Genomic DNA, 16,000 nt, shown 5'->3' with positions numbered 1-16,000 from the left:
GCAGATCCGAATTCAGGAATGGTGGCGCTGGCGGACGCTCGCCCGTTCCTCGTCGACCAGGCGGCGCAGGGTCTCGATGTCGGCGATCTCGGCCTTGTTGCTGGCGATGCGCACCCCGTAGTCGCGCAGGCGCTGGAACGCCCGCGACAGGCTCTCCGGCTTCATGCCGAGGCGGCCGGCGATCAGCGCCTTGTCATAGGGCAGCACGATGGTGCGCCGGCCCGCCGCGTCGCGGTCCTTGCACAGGCCAACGAGGAATTCGGCAACGCGCTGGGCGCCGGTCTGGGCCTTCAGCGCCTCGATCTGCTGCACCAGCGTGTGCAGATGCAGCGAGGTCGAGGCAAGGAGCGCAAAGCCGATCTCCGGCTCGGCCCGGACCCGGTCAAAGAGGCGCGCCACCGGAATGTGGAGGAGGCGCCCGTCGGTGACCGCCTCTGCCGAGACCGGATAGACGCCGCCGGTAAAGGCCGCCGCCTCGGCAAAGCTCTGGCCGTCGGTGAAGACGTGGACAACGGCCTCGTCGCCGGCCGGCGTCACCCGGTAGAGCTTGACCCAGCCTTCCAGCACCACGAACAGGGCCTCGGCCGGATCGCCCTGGAGGAACAACGTCTCGCCGCGCGATATGGTCTTGGTTGCGGCATCGCTGAGGACGGCATCGAACTGCACCCCGGAAATGCCGCTGAAGAGCGGCGTTTTCCGGATCAGCGCATAGTCGGCTTCGCTGATGCCCCTGGCCATGTCGACTGCCCCTGCCTGCCGGCGCCGCGTTTCTCCCGATCGCCGGCGCCACGATATACACCTCGCCGGCAAATGTCTCGGCCGGAGGCACCCGGCGGCGGCAGCCACCAACACCTTGCCACATTGCTGGGGCCGTTTATATCGAAGGCAACGGAACCGCGGGGGGCGATCCCCCTGCCCCAGCTTTGCGAGAGGTCCCGCATGCGCACCCTGTTTCGCCGTATTCTTGGCCCGGCCGCCGGGCTCCTCATGACGGCAGGCATCGCCTCGCCCGCCCTGGCCGATGCCGGCACGGATTTCCTTGCCGCGATCGCCGGCGCCTGGCAGGGGCGCGGCACCGCGCAGACCAAGGTGGAATCGGAGCCGGAGGCGATCATCTGCCGGATCGAGAGCGCGCTTTCCGACAGCGGCCGCAAGATCTCCAATTCGGGCGCCTGCGCGGGCGCGCAAGGAAAGGCCAAGATCGCCGGGTCGCTCTCCTACAATCCCGACACGCGGCTCTTCACCGGCCGGTTCATTTCCACCGGCGACGGCGACGGCACCGCCACCTCCAGCGGCGCGCTCGCCGGCAACACCTTGCGGCTCAAGACCGTGCGCTACGACAGCCGCCAGAACGTCACCTCCCGGGGCGTGGTGACGATCACGCCTGAGGGCAGCGGCTTCACCATCGAGGCGGTGGAAACGGACGTTGCCACCGGACAGAGCTTTTCCTCTTTAAAGGTTTCGTTTTCTCGGTAACGGGATCGTTAACGGCCTGCGACAGTTTGCGCCTTCCTGCCCCCTTGCGGCCGGAACCGGCGGATTTGCGGCATTTCTGTATACACCGGCATCGCCGCGTCCCGCCGGGCTTCGCGGCCGCTTGACCTTGGTCAAAGCGAACAGTTTGGAACTTTTCCAATATCATTGTGGAGACGGAAAAGGCGAAAGTCGGATGCCGCTTCGCCGGGCAATCTGTCCCATGGCGGCAACCGGGATAGCCTTCATAAATTCGAATGTGTTAAATTAATGAAGGCATTCCTTAGGCCAGGCGCGCTAGAACCGGCCGAAACAGGGTGTCCTCGGAGGGGCAGGACAGGACAGGCACATGAAATACAACGAGATCTTTGCGGGCGCGGTCGATGCGCTGAAGGACGAAAAGCGGTATCGGGTGTTCGCCGAACTGGAGCGCATCGCCGGCCGCTTTCCCCGCGCCATCTGGCACAACGGCATCGACCAGCGCGAAATCACCGTGTGGTGCTCGAACGACTATCTCGGCATGGGCCAGCACCCGGACGTCACGGACGCCATGCGCAACACGGTCGGGCGCATGGGCGCCGGCGCCGGCGGCACCCGCAACATCTCCGGCACCAACCATCCGCTGGTCGCGCTCGAGCATGAGCTCGCCGACCTGCACCACAAGGAAGCGGCCCTCGTCTTCACCTCCGGGTTCGTTTCGAACGAAGCTGCGATCTCGACCATCGCCCGGCTGCTGCCGGACTGCCTGATCCTCTCCGACCAGCTCAACCACGCCTCCATGATCGAGGGCATCCGGCGCTCCGGCGCCCACAAGAAGATCTTCCGCCACAACGACATGGACCACCTGGAAGCGCTGCTGAAGGAGGCCGGCACGGAACGGGCGAAGCTGATCGTCTTTGAGTCCGTCTATTCCATGGACGGCGACATTGGGCCGATCGAGCGCATCTGCGATCTCGCCGAGAAATACGGCGCCATGACCTATATCGACGAGGTCCATGCGGTCGGCATGTACGGCCCGCGCGGCGGCGGCATTGCCGAGCGCGAGGGCCTGATGGACCGCATCGACGTCATCGAGGGCACGCTTGCCAAGGCATTCGGCGTCCTCGGCGGCTACATCACCGCAAGCGAGGCTGTGGTCGACGCGGTGCGCTCCTACGCGCCGGGCTTCATCTTCACCACCGCCCTGCCGCCCGGCCTTTGCGCCGCGGCAACCGCCTCGATCCGGCACCTGAAGACCTCCTCGGCGGAGCGCGAGGGCCAGCAGCGCCAGGCGCAGCGGACCAAGGACGTGCTGAAGGCCGCCGGCCTGCCGGTGATGCCGTCCGAGACCCATATCGTGCCGGTGCTCGTCGCCGATCCGGAAAAGTGCAAGCGGGCGAGCGACCTCTTGCTTGAGAAGCACGACATCTACATCCAGCCGATCAACTACCCGACCGTGCCGCGCGGCACGGAGCGGCTCCGCATCACGCCGACGCCGTTCCACGACGACGCGCTCATCGAGCACCTTCGGGACGCGCTCTGCGCGGTCTGGGACGAGATCGGCCTGGTGCGCGAGACGCCGGAAAGCGCCGCTGAGCCCGTCAGGCGCAAGATGGAGATCTTTCCGGCGGCCGGGGGCTGATCGAGGCCGACATTCCCCGCTGCCGGTGCGTACGGCGCGGCCTTTCCGGGGCCGCGCCGATTTTTTTGGGCGGGTGCTCGACGACACGGCCCTCATCATCGCGCGCATCGCAATCTCCTCTCCCCGTCATGCCGGGCGGAGCGAAGCGCAGACCCGGTACCCAATGCCCCTATCGGAACGGTAGCCCAGCCCGGCCCCTGGCAGGACGTCGCCGCGCGCCAACGAGCATACCGTGTGGACAGGGGCATTGGCCTCCGGGTCAGGCCCGGAGTGACGGGGAGAGGGTGTGGCGCAGCGAGCCAAAGAAACCGCGAACGTCATTGCGAACGAGCGAAGCGAGTGCGGCAATCCAGAGGCTGCGTGCTCTGAGCAAATGGCCTCTGGATCGCCGCGTCGGCCTCACGGCCTCCTCGCGATGACGGCGGTTATTCCATGCGTCCTGAAACGCCGGTGTCCCTGCCCTCGCCCGTTACTGCCGCCGGTCCTCTTCCGGCAGGTCGTCGTCCTGGAGGATGCGCCAGGCGGCGCCGTCGAGGTCGTCGAACTGGCCGGAGCGTAGCGCCCACAAGAAGCCGAAGAGCGCGATCAGGCTCAGCATGAGGGCGATCGGGATCAGATAGATAAGGACGTGCATGCTCTGTCCTTTCGGTACCAGGGCGTTGCGGTGCGCACCGCATCGCCCGTCTGTTCGTCATATGGGCCGTCGCGGCGTGCGGCGCCACCGCGGGCGGCCCACGTCTGCCGGCCTCTCGCCGGCCGGCCTCACGCCTCTTGCGCCGGCACCGGGCAGGCGACCGGGCGCTGGGGCTCGAAATCGCGGGTGCCGTCATTGCCGAACCTCAGCCGCAGCGCGTTGGTGGTGACGACGATCGAGGAGAACGACATGGCGAGCGCGGCAAGGAGCGGCGTCACGAAGCCGGCAACGGCGAACGGCACGGCGATCATGTTGTAGATGGCGGCCGCGCCAAGGTTCTGGTGCATGACGCGGCGGGCGCGGCGCGACAGCTCCAGGGCGGCGGCGACCGGCTCAAGGCGATCGCCGAGAAAGACACTGTCGGCGGCGGCCTGGCTGAGGTGCACCGCGGTGACCGGCGACATGGACACATGGGCGGCAGCGAGCGCAGGAGCGTCGTTGAGGCCGTCGCCGACCATCAGCACCGTGCGGCCCGCGGCCTTCAGTTCCTCCAGCCGGGCGATCTTGCCGGCCGGGTCGAGACCGCCGCGGCGGGTCGGAATCGCGAGCCGGTCGGCGACCTCGTTGACGGCCGCGTCGCGGTCGCCGGAAAGGATTTCCAGCTCGTAGCCGGCCTTGCGCAGCCGTGCGACCGTCGTCGCTGCGTCGGTCCTGAGCGTCTGTTCCAGGGCAAAGAGATGGGCGTCTTCGTCGCCCTCCCGGTAGGCGATCACCGAGGCGGCCGGGTGGGCCTTCAGGAACGCTTCGAGCTGCCCGTCCGGCACGTCGCAGAAGCGCGGGCTGCCGAGCCGGTGGATCGTGCCGTCGACCGTTGCCTCGACGCCGGCGCCGGCGACCTCGCGGGCGGCCTCGAGCGGCCGTTCGGCACCGGCCGCGCGGGAAAGAGCAGTCGCCAGCGGATGGCGGCTCGACAGGGCCAGCCGGCCGGCCATGGCAAAGACCTTTTGCGGATGGGACCCGGTATTGACGATGGCCGGCACCGGCAGGGTCAGCGTGCCGGTCTTGTCGAAGACGATGGTGTCGGCGGCGGCAAGGCGCTCCAGCGTATCGCCGGAATGGAGCAGCACGCCGCGCTTGAAGAGGACGCCGCTGGCAACGACCTGCACTGCCGGAATGGCAAGCGCCAGGGCGCAGGGGCAGGTGATGATGAGAACGGAGATCGCGATCACCAGCGAGGGCTGCCAGCCGATGCCGAGCGCCCACCAGGCAAGGAAGGTGAGGAGCGCGGCGCCATGGACCAGCGGCGCATAAAGGGCGGCGGCGCGGTCGGCGAGGCGGACGTAGCGGGATTTGGCCTGGGCCGCGGCCTCGATCAGCTTGGTGACCTCGTCGAGCAGCGTTCCGGAGGCGGCGGCCGTGACCCGGACGTCCAGCGCGCCGGAGCCGTTGAGGGTGCCGGCATAGACCCGGTCGCCCTTCTTGATGGCGGCGAGCGCGGTCTCGCCGGTGACGAGGCTCTGGTCGATCTCCGAGGCGCCGGAAATGACGACGCCGTCGACGCCGACCCGCTCGCCGGCGCGCACCAGCACGACGTCGCCCGGATCGATGCGCGAGACCGGGACCTCGCGCAGCGTGCCGTCGGCGGCGCGGCGGATCGCGGTCTCGGAGCGGAGCGTTGCCAGGTTCTCCGCGAAGGAGCGGGTGCGCCGGCGCATGTTCTGGTCGAGAAAGCGGCCGATCAGCAGGAAGAACAGCAGCATGATCGCGGAGTCGAAATAGGCGTCCTCCGCACCCTGGAAGGTCTGCAGGACGGAGAGGCCGAGCGCCAGCATGACGCCGAGCGTGATCGGCACGTCCATGTTGAGGTTGCCGGCGCGAACGGCCCGGAACGCGCTGGCATAGAACGGCCGGCCGGCATAGGCGGCGGCGGGAAGCGCGATCACCGCGGAGATCCAGTGGAAGAAGTCGCGCGTCTCCGGCGTGATGTCGGAGGCGTTGCCGGACCATACCGAGATCGACAGCAGCATGATGTTCATGGCGGCAAAGCCGGTCACCGCCAGGCAGCGCAGCAGGAGCTTGGAATGGGCGTCCTCCTCCTCGCTGATCCGGCCGGGATCGAACGGGTGGGCGCGGTAGCCGAGCCGCTCGATCATGGTGACGATGGCGTCGGCGTCGGTCTTTTCGGTCTGCCATTCCACCGCGAGCCGGTGGGTGGTCAGGTTGAGGCGGGCGTGGGTGACCCCATCAAGCCGCATCAGGCCGCGCTCGATGGTCGGCATGCAGGCGGCGCAATGGACGCCTTCGACGGCAAGGTCCATATGTACGACGCCCTCGCGCACCGGCGTCGCAAAGGCCGACCATTCCCGAAAATGCGTGTTCATGGCGCGCCTCTCACCAGGGCTTTGGCGCCCGGACCTGCGGCGGCAAGCGTGCTCCTTGCGCCGCGCGCGGTCAAGGCTGGTAGACGACCCGGTTGCGCGAGCGGAAGACCCGTTCGCCGTTCTCGTTCGCCTCGACGATGATGTCCCACTGGCCGGGCCCGACATCGGCGACGGTCGCCTCATAGGTGCCGGGGACCGTCTCCTCCATGGCGAAGGTGACGTCGTCGGCGCGCTTTACGGGGCGCGAAAACCGTCCGGTGAAGGAAAGGTTCTGCAGCGCCTGGCCGAACTTGTCCCGGGCCGTCAGCCTGACGGCGACGGTGCCGTCTGAAGCGCGGTCGGCGGCGACGTCCATCTTCCAGCCGCGCGCCTCCTGCTGGTGGGCGACGGCGAGTTCCTCGTTGAAGACCTGGCCGGCCTCGTAGGAACTGGGGACCTCAAGGCCGCTCCAGCTCGTCAGGGCGAAATAGAGCAGCGCGAAATTGGCCACCAGCATGACGCCGAAAAAGGCGATCAGGCTGATCAGAACATGACGCCCGGTGAACGGTTTACGTCCGGTTGCCTCCATTTGCCTCTGCTCCGTTTTTCAAAAATTTTCGCCGGCGGCCCGAAACTGCTCCGGCCGCCGGCCGTCCGGCCCCTTTCGGGGCCGGCGCGCCGTCTGTCGGGAGATGCCTACGGACCCTTGAAGTAGTCCTCCGTCTTCACCGACTCGCCCGATCCGGTATCGGTGATGCGGAAGGCGATCGGCACCGACTTGCCGAGATTGGCACTACTATCGGCGTTGACCAGCACGCGCAACTCGCGGGTCTGGTCCGGGCCGATCGGGATCACAGGATCGCCGGCGGCCGTCTCGGTAATGCCGACGGCCTGCAGCGTCGTGCCCTTCGGCATGCCTTCCACGGACAAGACGAAGACGCGCTCTTCCGTGCGCTTGTTGAGGATACGGATGGTGTAGCCGTTGCGCACGCCGCCGTCGGAAAGCTGGACGTAAAGCGGGTTACGGTCGTGCAGGACGTTGAGGCCCTCGAACGACCGTGTCGCCAGCGTGAAGGTCATCAGCGCGCCGACCAGCGCGATCATGACGACGTAGACCATGGTGCGGGCGCGGATCGGCTTGAACACCGGTTCCTTGCCTTCCATGCGGCGTTGGATGTTGATGTCGGTGTCATAGGCGATCAAATTGCCCTCGCGGCCGACCTTGTCCATCACCGTGTTACAGGCATCGATGCACAGGCCGCACTGGATGCAGCCGAGCTGCAGGCCCTTGCGGATGTCGACGCCGGTCGGGCAGACCGCGACGCACTGGTTGCAGTCGATGCAGTCGCCGACCTGCTCGCCCGCCTTGCGCAGCTTGTCGGCCTGCTTGACGGAGGCGCGCGGCTCGCCGCGATCGTAGCGGTAGGTGACGTTGAGGGCGTGCTCGTCGGTGAGCGCCGCCTGGATGCGCGGCCACGGGCACATGTAGATGCACACCTGCTCGCGCATGAAGCCGGCAAAGACGTAGGTGGTGAACGTCAGGATGCCGATGAACATATATGCGGCAAAGGGCGCCTGGCCGGTCGCCAGGTCTTTCACCAGCGTCGGCGCGTCGGCGAAATAGAGCACCCAGGCGCCGCCGGTCCACCAGGCGATCAACAGCCAGATCGTGTGCTTGGAGACCTTTTCCAGGATCCACTCGCCGGTCCAGCGGTTCTTGTCGAGCTTCATCCGGTCGCGGCGGTCACCTTCGATCAGGCGCTCCACGGCGTAGAAGAGATCGGTCCAGACCGTCTGCCAGCAGAGATAGCCGCACCAGACGCGGCCGGCGATGGCGTTCATCAGGAACAGCGTCATCGCCGCGATGATCAGGAGGCCGGTGAAGTAGTAGACTTCCTGCGGCCAGATCTCGATCCAGAAGAAATAGAAGCGGCGGCCCGGCAGATCGACCAGGACCGCCTGATCCGGGGCGTTGGGGCCGCGGTCCCAACGCACGAAGGGCAGAAGGTAGTAGATACCCAGGGTGATGATGAGGACCGCCCAGCGGATGTTGCGGAATGTTCCCTTGACCGCCTGCGGGTAGACCTTCTTGGCGGCGGCATAAAGTGGTGACTGACCGCCGCCGCCGCCCTGGGTATCTGCTCTCATTTAAACTCCGCCCTTCGCGTTTGGAGTCTCGACGGCGATCAGACGCCGCCGCCGAGGCTGTGTACGTACACCGCAAGGGACTTGATGGTCACGGGATCGAGACGACCGGACCATGCCGGCATCACGCCCTTGCGGCCGTGGGTGACGGTTTCGACAACCGTGTCGACATCGCCGCCGTAAAGCCAGATCTTGTCGGTAAGGTTCGGGGCGCCGAGATCCTGGCTTCCCTTGCCTTCCTCGCCGTGGCAGGCGGCGCAGTTCTCTTCGAAGACGGTCTTGCCGGCTTCCAGATCGGCACCGCTCTCGGTCGCGCCGCCGGACAGCGACACGACATAGTTGGAGACGTTGCGGATCTGCTGCTCATTGAGGAGCCCGTCGTCGCCCCAGGCCTGCATGCCGATGGCATAGGCAACGGGAGACTCGCGGGTGTCGTCATCCTCGCCGCGGATGCCGTGCTGGATCGTGGTGTGGATCGCGTCGAGCGAACCGCCCCACAGCCAGGCATCGTCGTTGAGGTTCGGATAGCCCTTGGCGCCGGTGGCACCGGTGCCGTGGCAGGGCGCGCAGTTGTCGCCGAAGGCCGCCCGGCCGTTGGCCATGGCGAACTCCAGGAGGCCCTGGTTGCCCTGGATCTCCTCAAGCGAGGCATCGACCAGGCCACTGCCGGCCGCCGACCGGCTCTCGACCGCCGCGTTGTGGGCGGCGATCGCCTGAGACCGCTGCGAGGCGCCGAGGAAGCCGGTGGTATAGCTCGACACCAGCGGCCAGGCCGGCATCAGGATGGTGTAGCCGATGGCCCAGATGATGGTGGCGTAGAACACCATCACCCACCAGCGCGGGAGCGGCGTGTTCAGCTCCTGCAGGCCGTCCCATTCGTGACCGGTGGTCTCGGTACCGGTCGCCTCGTCGATGTGCTTGTTGTGGTTAGCCATGGATCAGTCCTCCCGAAGGGGGATGCGGGCGGCATCGCGGAAACGCTTGCCGTTGCTCGGCCACAGCGCATAGACGAGGACCGCCGCAAAAAGGATAACGAAATAGACGAGTCCCCACGTCTGCGCGAAGGAAGCGAGTTGTTCATACATCCTGTCGCTCCTATCTCATGTTGGCCTGGTCTTCGTAGCTGTATGTCGAGAAATCGACCAGCGTACCAAGCATCTGCAGATAGGCGATGAGGGCGTCCATTTCGGTCACCTCGTTCGGATTGCCGTCGAAGTCACGGACAACCGCCTTCGGGTAACGTTCCAGGAACGCATCGACGCCGTCGGCTTCCGGATTGGCCTGGATGGCGAGATCCGCTTCCGCGTTCTCGATCTGGTCGGCCGAATACGGCACGCCGACGATGGCGTTGGTTTCCAGGTGGCCCTTGATGTTCGGAACCTCCAGACTGGCCGAGGCCAGGAACGGATATCCGGGCATCACCGATTCCGGCACCAGATTGCGCGGCGCCTTCAGGTGCTCGCGGTGCCATTCATCGGAGTACTTGCCGCCGATGCGGGCAAGGTCCGGGCCGGTGCGCTTCGATCCCCACTGGAAGGGATGGTCGTACATCGATTCCGCGGCGAGCGAGAAGTGACCGTAGCGTTCGATCTCGTCACGCAAGGGGCGGATCATCTGCGAGTGGCAGTTGTAGCAGCCCTCGCGGATGTAGATGTTGCGGCCGGCCAGTTCCAGCGGCGAGTAGGGGCGCACCCCTTCGACCTTCTCGATCGTCGACTTCAGGTAATAAAGCGGGACGATTTCGACAAGGCCGCCGACGGCAACCACCACGAGGATGGCGACCGACAGGAGGATCGAGTTCTTCTCGAGGATTTCGTGCCTGTTTGCCATGGTCTTGACCTCCTATTCGGCTGCAACCGGACGCGCGGCGGCGGTTGAGGGTTCCTCAGCCTCGCCGTGGCGGATGGTCATGTAGACGTTGTAGACCATGATCAGGGCACCGAGCAGGAACAGGATGCCGCCAATCGCACGAATGACGTAGAACGGGTGCATGGCCGCGACCGTCTCGATGAACGAGTATTCGAGGAAGCCGAGGCTGGTGTACGCCCGCCACATCAGGCCCTGCAGGATGCCGGACACCCACATCGCCGTGATGTAGAGGACGATGCCGATGGTGGCGACCCAGAAGTGCCAGGAGACAAGCTTCAGCGAATAGACGCCCTTGCGGCCCCAGAGCCAGGGCACCAGGCAGTAGATCGCACCGAAGGAGATGAAGCCGACCCAGCCGAGGGCACCGGAGTGCACGTGGCCGATGGTCCAGTCCGTGTAGTGCGAGAGCTGGTTGACCGCCCGGATCGACATCATCGGACCCTCGAAGGTCGACATGCCGTAGAAGGCGACCGAGACGACCAGCATGCGCACGACCGGATCGGTCCTGAGCTTGTCCCAGGCGCCCGAGAGCGTCATCAGACCGTTGATCATGCCGCCCCAGCTCGGCATCCACAGGACGATCGAGAAGACCATGCCGAGGGTCGAGGCCCATTGCGGCAGAGCCGTGTAGTGCAGGTGGTGCGGACCGGCCCAGATGTAGACGAAGGTCAGCGCCCAGAAGTGCACGATGGACAGCCGGTAGGAATAGACCGGCCGGTTCACGCGCTTCGGGATGAAGTAGTACATGATGGCCAGGAAGCCCGACGTCAGGAAGAAGCCGACGGCGTTGTGGCCGTACCACCACTGGGTCATGGCGTCCTGGACGCCGGCCCAGGCGATGTAGGACTTGGAGCCGAACATCGACACCGGAACGGTGACGTTGTTGCCAAGGTGCAGCATCGCGATGGTGATGATGAAGGCGAGATAGAACCAGTTCGCCACGTAGATGTGAGAGTCCTTGCGGCGCCACAGGGTGGCCAGATAGACCAGCAGGTAGACGACCCAGACCACGGTCAGCCAGAGGTCGGCGTACCATTCCGGCTCGGCATATTCCTTCGACTGGGTCACGCCGAGCAGGTAGCCCGTGCCGGCGATGACGATGAAGGCGTTGTAGCCGAGGATGACGAACCAGGGGGTGACGATGCCCGGCATGCGGGCCTGGCTGGTGCGCTGGACGACGTAGAACGAGGTCGCCAGGAGCACGTTGCCGCCGAATGCGAAGATCACCGCGGAGGTGTGCAGCGGGCGCAGGCGCCCGAAGTTGGTCAGCGGGAAATCAAGGTTCAAGGCCGGGAAGGCGAGCTCCCAGGCGATGTAGTCGCCGACCAGAAAACCGGCCACGCCCCAGAACAGGGCCGCAATGACCGCGAACTTGATGGGACCGTAGTTGTAGTTCGGCCTGCCGTCGATCTCGCGCACGGGATTGCCCGACCGTGCGGAGTAGCCGCGGAAAACCAAGAATACGCCCAGCGCCGCAAAAACGACGCCGACGGCGGCGTGAAACGCCATTACCTGATCGACCGCCTTGCCAGCGATTACCAGGCACAGTAGTGCCAACGCCGCGAGGAACACGGCATAAAAGCCTTCCTCCAGCGTCAGTTTTTTTGCCTCAGCAGATCGAGCCATCGTTCCGCCCTAAGTATGGTTTGAGTTTCATCCACCGGACCCCGAATTGGGCCCGTTGGTCACCACGGTTACCTATGGATGAACCCCACGGCACCGCTTTGATCTATATCAATATGTCGCTGCCCCAGCCGATTCAGCCATTCGACGGGTGGCATATGATCATACAAGGGCTCCGGGACTTCAAGCGTAATTCAATCAAGTGGATAGCCCTTTCCAGGACGGTCCGATAAGAGGCGCCGGACAGGCCAGAGTTAGAACTGGACTGCTTCCAAAGCATTGAGAAATATCAATTAATTCTAATATACGATGGCGCATTTTTCCCGTCTATCCGCGAAAAAGCCGTCAACACATGGGCTTGACGGTATTTGTACCTGCGTCATTGTGTTGCAGTTCGAGGGACATATCAGCGCTGTTGATGGATTGAAGGGGTTCCCAGAACATATATCAATGGGACGCAAAATTCCGCCCGAAAAGCCCTAAAAGTGGACTCTGGGTGTTGACTATTGTTCTCGTTTTAGAATGCTTCGAAAATCGGCCTGCGACATCGTAACGGGTCTGCCGGAGGCGTTTCCCCGGCCGTTCGGCAAGCCGGCCGGCCGTGGTTCCTGCGCCGGCGGTTGCTGTATAAAGACCCTATTCGCCGCAGTTGATCGGGCGGCAGATGTCTATAGAATTTGACAGGGATCAAGGAAGCTCGAGACGGCAAGAGATTAGATCGTATCCATGGACACCATCACCGAACGCTACGCGACCCGCTCCGTGCCGCGCTACACCTCCTATCCGACGGCGCCGCATTTCGGCCCGGAAGTGACCGGGGAGGTCTATGCCGGCTGGCTCAGGGCGCTGCCCGCCGACACCGAACTGTCACTCTATCTTCACGTGCCGTTCTGCCGGGAGATGTGCCACTACTGCGGCTGTCACACCAAGGTGACACACAAGGACGCTCCGCTTTACGACTATGCGGAGGTGCTGGTGCGCGAGATCGCCATGATCAGCGCCATGGTGCCGGGCGGCCTGCCGGTCAGCCACATCCACTGGGGCGGCGGCACGCCGAGCCTTTTGCCCGACCGCGCCTTCCGCGATGTGGTCGAGGCGCTGCAAAAGGGGTTCTCGCTCGCCGACAATCTGGAGCACGCCATCGAGCTCGATCCGCGCACGGTGACGCCGGAGCTGGCGAAAACCCTCGGCGAGTGCGGCATTACCCGGGCAAGCCTCGGCGTCCAGGACTTCTCCTATGACGTTCAGGAAGCGATCGGGCGCATCCAGCCGAAGGAAAACGTGCTGGATTCCGTTGCCGCGCTGAAGGCAAACGGCATCAACGCCATCAATCTGGACCTGATGTACGGGCTGCCGAAGCAGACCGTGGAGACCATGCGCGAGACGGCCGAGGCGGCCGCAGCGCTGCAGCCGAGCCGGCTCGCCCTCTTCGGCTATGCCCATGTGCCGTGGATGAAGAAGCACCAGCGGCTGATCAACGAGGCCGACCTGCCGGGCGTGGAGATGCGGCTGGAGCTGGCGACCGCCGCGCGCGACGCCCTGAAGTCGATCGGCTACCACGCCATCGGGCTCGATCATTTCGCCCACAATGACGACTCCATGGCGATCGCCGACCGCGAGGGCAAGCTGCACCGCAATTTCCAGGGCTACACCACCGACGGCGCCGACGCGCTGATCGGCTTCGGTGTCTCCTCCATCGGCAAGCTGCCCCAGGGCTATGCCCAGAACGCGCCGGACATCGGCGGCTGGAAGCGGGCGGTCGATGCGGGCATGCCGCCGATCGTGCGCGGCAAGGCGCTCTCGGAAGACGATCGCGCGCGTGCCGCCATTATCGAGCAGTTGATGACCGTCTACGACGTGAACCTGACCGAGATCGCCCGGCACTTCGACCGCGACCCGGCCGAATTCCACGAGTCCCTGGAGCAGCTCGACGAGCTGGTCGCCGACGGCCTCGTCGACGTCGACGGCTACCACGTCACCGTGCGCCCGGCCGGCCGCCCCTATGTGCGCGTCGCCGCCGCCGCCTTCGACACCTATTTCGCCGCCAACAAGGCCCGGCACTCCGTCGCCGTCTGACGGCAGACCGTACGTTCCCGAAAAGAAAGCGCCGCGCTCGGCCAAAGCGCGGCGTTTTGCTTATCGGCACCTGGAGATCGGAGCGTGCCGACCGTGATGATGACCGTCGTGGTCATGGTATTTTTAGTTGTATTTCCGAAAACATTAATCCAGCATTGTATATGGAACAGGATAACGGGCGAAGGCTGTCCCCATGCTGCGATTCACCGCCCCGGACGGATCCGCTGCGGAGATTGATCCTCTCGCTGTCATCCGCATTCGACGCACGCTCCAGGGAGAGCACGCGGCCGCAAACTGCCGCATCGACTGGGGCATCATGAACCTGGTGACGGAAGCCCCGAACGACGTTGCCGCCAAGGTCGGCGAGACGCTGACGTCGCTGGTGGTCGTGACGGGCGGCGGGAACACCCCCATCTGGGTGAACGCGAAGCGGGTAGCGGGCCCCTATCCGCCGATTCCGAGCATGGCCCCTTACGGATACCGATCGTCCATCACCTTGCTCGGCTATCGCCAGCACCTCGTCGAGACCCAGGCCGACGTCAGACGCCTGCTCGAAACCGCCCGCAACCGATAGGACCGTGCACCCCCATCGGCGCAGAACGAAAACCGCCGCGCTCGGCTGGCAAGCGCGGCGTTTGCGTTTCAAGGCCCACCGGTGGCAGGTCGGTCGGGTGTCGGTTGGCGACCCGTCAGTGCGCGCCGGTCAGGTGGCAGAGGCCGCAGACGTTGTTGATGCGGATCTGGTCGGTCTTTTCGATGCAGATGACGCCGCGGCGCTTCATGTCGGAAAAGACCCGGCTGACCGTCTCGATGGTCAGGCCGAGGAAGTCGGCGATCTCCTGGCGCGTCATGTTGAGGCGCACGGTCTCCTCGTCGGTCTCGCCCTTGGCGGGACCGGTGCAGCCGACGCCGCCGCGGTTGGCGACGAAGCGGAACAGGAAGCTGGCGACGCGCTCTGTCGCCGACTTGCGGCCGAGCAGCACGGCGTGGTCGTGCAGGCGCTCCATCTGGGACAAGAGGCAGCGGGTGATGTGCTGCTGCAGGTCCATCTGTTCCTCAAGGTCGCGGCGGCGCAGCGAGCGCAGCACGGTCGGCACCAGGGTCTCGGCCGCGCAGTCGTAGATGCCGTGGGCCGGGATGCCGAACAGGGCCTGGGGCCCGAGCATCTCCACCACCTGGCGGCGGCCGTCCGGCAGCAGCTTGTAGAGCATGACGGCGCCCTCGACGATTTCGAAGACGCGGTCGGCCATGTCACCCTCGTAGAAGATGACGTCGTGCTGGGCGAAACGGCAGATCTTGGTGTTGACCGAATTCATGAAGTCCGACCATGCCTGCTCCCCGTCGACAGGAAGGCCGGGTACGAGATGGGTCTCGTTTCTTATCTCGTTGTGGAGATAAGCCATTTTTGTCCTCCTCGTCCGCCCGCATGCCACGCCTTGGCGGCGACGACCCGGAGCGAACCCATGCTGTCAGTTCCGAACGGGCGTTTTCCGTCCTTTGCCCGTTCTGCATTGACGACGCTCAAATCCGGTCCATCCCGCCGCTTTGCCGCAGCTTGTCCGGACCCGCCCGCCGTCGAGACGAAATTCTACGGCGAGGCAATGCGTTAGCATATCGGTTCAGCTACTTATGGGGGCGTTTTTCGACTTCCGTCGAATGCGAGATATCGTCGCGCGGCAGCCCGGCGGCACGCTCAGAGCCAGGGAACGAGGGACGCTTCGGTCAGCGGCTTGCGCAGCACCACGGGCACCTCCGTGCCGTTGAACTGGCGCTCGATCTCGTTGCGCGGCTGGCCGGAAATGACCAGCACCTTCGGCCGGGTGACGAGGCCGTTGATCCAGCGGATCGCTTCGGTTCCCTTGATGCCGGGAAGGCCGAGATCGACGATGACCGTGTCGGTCTCCGTCGGCGGCTCGCGGCGGAAGAACGATTCCGCGTCGGCAAACACGGTGACGTCATAGCCGAGCTGTTCCAGGAACACGGACAGGGAATCGGAAACGCCCGGATCGTCCTCAAGGATGTAAATCGCCACGTCGACTTCCTGCAATGGGCGCGGGCCGCGGGGCACCGCAGGGAACGTCGGGGCAGACTCCTACGACGAAAGGCGAAACACCATTCGGTGTTCTACATATCTGGAAGGATTCCGGAACATCGCCCGCAGGCGCCGGCATGGGCCGGCGCGGTCGGAGCATGGGCTCC

15 protein-coding genes are annotated in these 16,000 nt (G+C 65.2%); 4 read left to right on the top strand and 11 right to left on the bottom strand.

Going from position 1 to position 16,000, the window contains the following annotated elements:
* Positions 1–12: 12 nt before the first annotated feature.
* On the bottom strand, positions 13–738 hold the full coding sequence (locus M2319_RS03960) for a Crp/Fnr family transcriptional regulator (protein WP_264600140.1): 726 nt from the start codon (positions 736–738) through the stop codon (positions 13–15).
* Positions 739–939: 201 nt separating this feature from the next.
* Here M2319_RS03960 and M2319_RS03955 point away from each other — a divergent pair, with 201 nt between their 5' ends.
* Positions 940–1,476, top strand: a complete 537-nt coding sequence (locus tag M2319_RS03955; RefSeq protein ID WP_264600139.1) for a DUF3617 domain-containing protein — start codon at positions 940–942, stop codon at positions 1,474–1,476.
* 346 nt (positions 1,477–1,822) lie between these two features.
* Positions 1,823–3,094: a 5-aminolevulinate synthase gene (gene hemA, locus M2319_RS03950; protein WP_264600138.1), complete on the top strand. Its 1,272-nt coding sequence runs from the start codon at positions 1,823–1,825 to the stop codon at positions 3,092–3,094.
* Positions 3,095–3,563: 469 nt separating this feature from the next.
* Here the strand turns inward: hemA and ccoS are convergent, their stop codons facing one another.
* From ccoS to ccoN, 8 genes are all read right to left on the bottom strand, one after another.
* A complete protein-coding gene (gene ccoS, locus M2319_RS03945; protein ID WP_264600137.1) occupies positions 3,564–3,728 on the bottom strand; it encodes a cbb3-type cytochrome oxidase assembly protein CcoS in 165 nt (54 codons plus the stop codon).
* A 128-nt stretch (positions 3,729–3,856) separates the two neighbouring features.
* The gene (locus tag M2319_RS03940; RefSeq protein WP_264600136.1) at positions 3,857–6,109 is read right to left on the bottom strand and encodes a heavy metal translocating P-type ATPase; all 2,253 of its coding nucleotides are present in this window, start codon (positions 6,107–6,109) and stop codon (positions 3,857–3,859) included.
* Positions 6,110–6,179: 70 nt separating this feature from the next.
* The gene (locus M2319_RS03935; protein WP_264600135.1) at positions 6,180–6,677 is read right to left on the bottom strand and encodes a FixH family protein; all 498 of its coding nucleotides are present in this window, start codon (positions 6,675–6,677) and stop codon (positions 6,180–6,182) included.
* 107 nt (positions 6,678–6,784) lie between these two features.
* Positions 6,785–8,236, bottom strand: a complete 1,452-nt coding sequence (gene ccoG / locus M2319_RS03930; RefSeq protein ID WP_264600134.1) for a cytochrome c oxidase accessory protein CcoG — start codon at positions 8,234–8,236, stop codon at positions 6,785–6,787.
* Positions 8,237–8,274: 38 nt separating this feature from the next.
* Positions 8,275–9,168, bottom strand: a complete 894-nt coding sequence (ccoP, locus tag M2319_RS03925) for a cytochrome-c oxidase, cbb3-type subunit III (protein WP_264600133.1) — start codon at positions 9,166–9,168, stop codon at positions 8,275–8,277.
* A 3-nt stretch (positions 9,169–9,171) separates the two neighbouring features.
* A complete protein-coding gene (locus M2319_RS03920; protein ID WP_264600132.1) occupies positions 9,172–9,318 on the bottom strand; it encodes a cbb3-type cytochrome c oxidase subunit 3 in 147 nt (48 codons plus the stop codon).
* 10 nt (positions 9,319–9,328) lie between these two features.
* Positions 9,329–10,063 (bottom strand): cytochrome-c oxidase, cbb3-type subunit II, encoded by a 735-nt coding sequence (ccoO, locus tag M2319_RS03915; protein ID WP_264600131.1) that lies wholly within the window; start codon positions 10,061–10,063, stop codon positions 9,329–9,331.
* Between the two features lie 12 nt (positions 10,064–10,075).
* On the bottom strand, positions 10,076–11,728 hold the full coding sequence (gene ccoN / locus M2319_RS03910) for a cytochrome-c oxidase, cbb3-type subunit I (protein ID WP_264600130.1): 1,653 nt from the start codon (positions 11,726–11,728) through the stop codon (positions 10,076–10,078).
* Between the two features lie 723 nt (positions 11,729–12,451).
* Here ccoN and hemN point away from each other — a divergent pair.
* Together hemN and M2319_RS03900 are read left to right on the top strand one after the other, a co-directional pair.
* Positions 12,452–13,801: an oxygen-independent coproporphyrinogen III oxidase gene (hemN, locus tag M2319_RS03905; RefSeq protein WP_264600129.1), complete on the top strand. Its 1,350-nt coding sequence runs from the start codon at positions 12,452–12,454 to the stop codon at positions 13,799–13,801.
* 193 nt (positions 13,802–13,994) lie between these two features.
* Positions 13,995–14,375, top strand: a complete 381-nt coding sequence (locus M2319_RS03900) for a hypothetical protein (protein ID WP_264600128.1) — start codon at positions 13,995–13,997, stop codon at positions 14,373–14,375.
* A gap of 115 nt (positions 14,376–14,490) precedes the next feature.
* Here M2319_RS03900 and M2319_RS03895 read toward each other — a convergent pair whose 3' ends face one another.
* Both M2319_RS03895 and M2319_RS03890 read right to left on the bottom strand, forming a co-directional pair.
* Positions 14,491–15,204, bottom strand: coding sequence for a helix-turn-helix domain-containing protein (locus tag M2319_RS03895; protein WP_264600127.1), 714 nt, complete (start codon positions 15,202–15,204; stop codon positions 14,491–14,493).
* A 290-nt stretch (positions 15,205–15,494) separates the two neighbouring features.
* Positions 15,495–15,833, bottom strand: coding sequence for a response regulator (locus tag M2319_RS03890; protein ID WP_264600126.1), 339 nt, complete (start codon positions 15,831–15,833; stop codon positions 15,495–15,497).
* Positions 15,834–16,000 lie beyond the last annotated feature (167 nt).

Origin of the sequence: Rhodobium gokarnense, assembly GCF_025961475.1 — a bacterium.
Lineage (GTDB): Bacteria > Pseudomonadota > Alphaproteobacteria > Rhizobiales > Rhodobiaceae > Rhodobium > Rhodobium gokarnense.
This window is presented reverse-complemented; position numbering and strand designations above follow the sequence as displayed.

Bases quoted from the DNA above. Each gene is read 5' to 3' on its own strand.
- M2319_RS03960 (WP_264600140.1), bottom strand. From the start codon at position 738: ATGGCCAGGGGCATCAGCGAAGCCGACTATGCGCTGATCCGGAAAACG.
- M2319_RS03955 (WP_264600139.1), top strand. From the start codon at position 940: ATGCGCACCCTGTTTCGCCGTATTCTTGGCCCGGCCGCCGGGCTCCTC.
- hemA (WP_264600138.1), top strand. From the start codon at position 1,823: ATGAAATACAACGAGATCTTTGCGGGCGCGGTCGATGCGCTGAAGGAC.
- ccoS (WP_264600137.1), bottom strand. From the start codon at position 3,728: ATGCACGTCCTTATCTATCTGATCCCGATCGCCCTCATGCTGAGCCTG.
- M2319_RS03940 (WP_264600136.1), bottom strand. From the start codon at position 6,109: ATGAACACGCATTTTCGGGAATGGTCGGCCTTTGCGACGCCGGTGCGC.
- M2319_RS03935 (WP_264600135.1), bottom strand. From the start codon at position 6,677: ATGGAGGCAACCGGACGTAAACCGTTCACCGGGCGTCATGTTCTGATC.
- ccoG (WP_264600134.1), bottom strand. From the start codon at position 8,236: ATGAGAGCAGATACCCAGGGCGGCGGCGGCGGTCAGTCACCACTTTAT.
- ccoP (WP_264600133.1), bottom strand. From the start codon at position 9,168: ATGGCTAACCACAACAAGCACATCGACGAGGCGACCGGTACCGAGACC.
- M2319_RS03920 (WP_264600132.1), bottom strand. From the start codon at position 9,318: ATGTATGAACAACTCGCTTCCTTCGCGCAGACGTGGGGACTCGTCTAT.
- ccoO (WP_264600131.1), bottom strand. From the start codon at position 10,063: ATGGCAAACAGGCACGAAATCCTCGAGAAGAACTCGATCCTCCTGTCG.
- ccoN (WP_264600130.1), bottom strand. From the start codon at position 11,728: ATGGCTCGATCTGCTGAGGCAAAAAAACTGACGCTGGAGGAAGGCTTT.
- hemN (WP_264600129.1), top strand. From the start codon at position 12,452: ATGGACACCATCACCGAACGCTACGCGACCCGCTCCGTGCCGCGCTAC.
- M2319_RS03900 (WP_264600128.1), top strand. From the start codon at position 13,995: ATGCTGCGATTCACCGCCCCGGACGGATCCGCTGCGGAGATTGATCCT.
- M2319_RS03895 (WP_264600127.1), bottom strand. From the start codon at position 15,204: ATGGCTTATCTCCACAACGAGATAAGAAACGAGACCCATCTCGTACCC.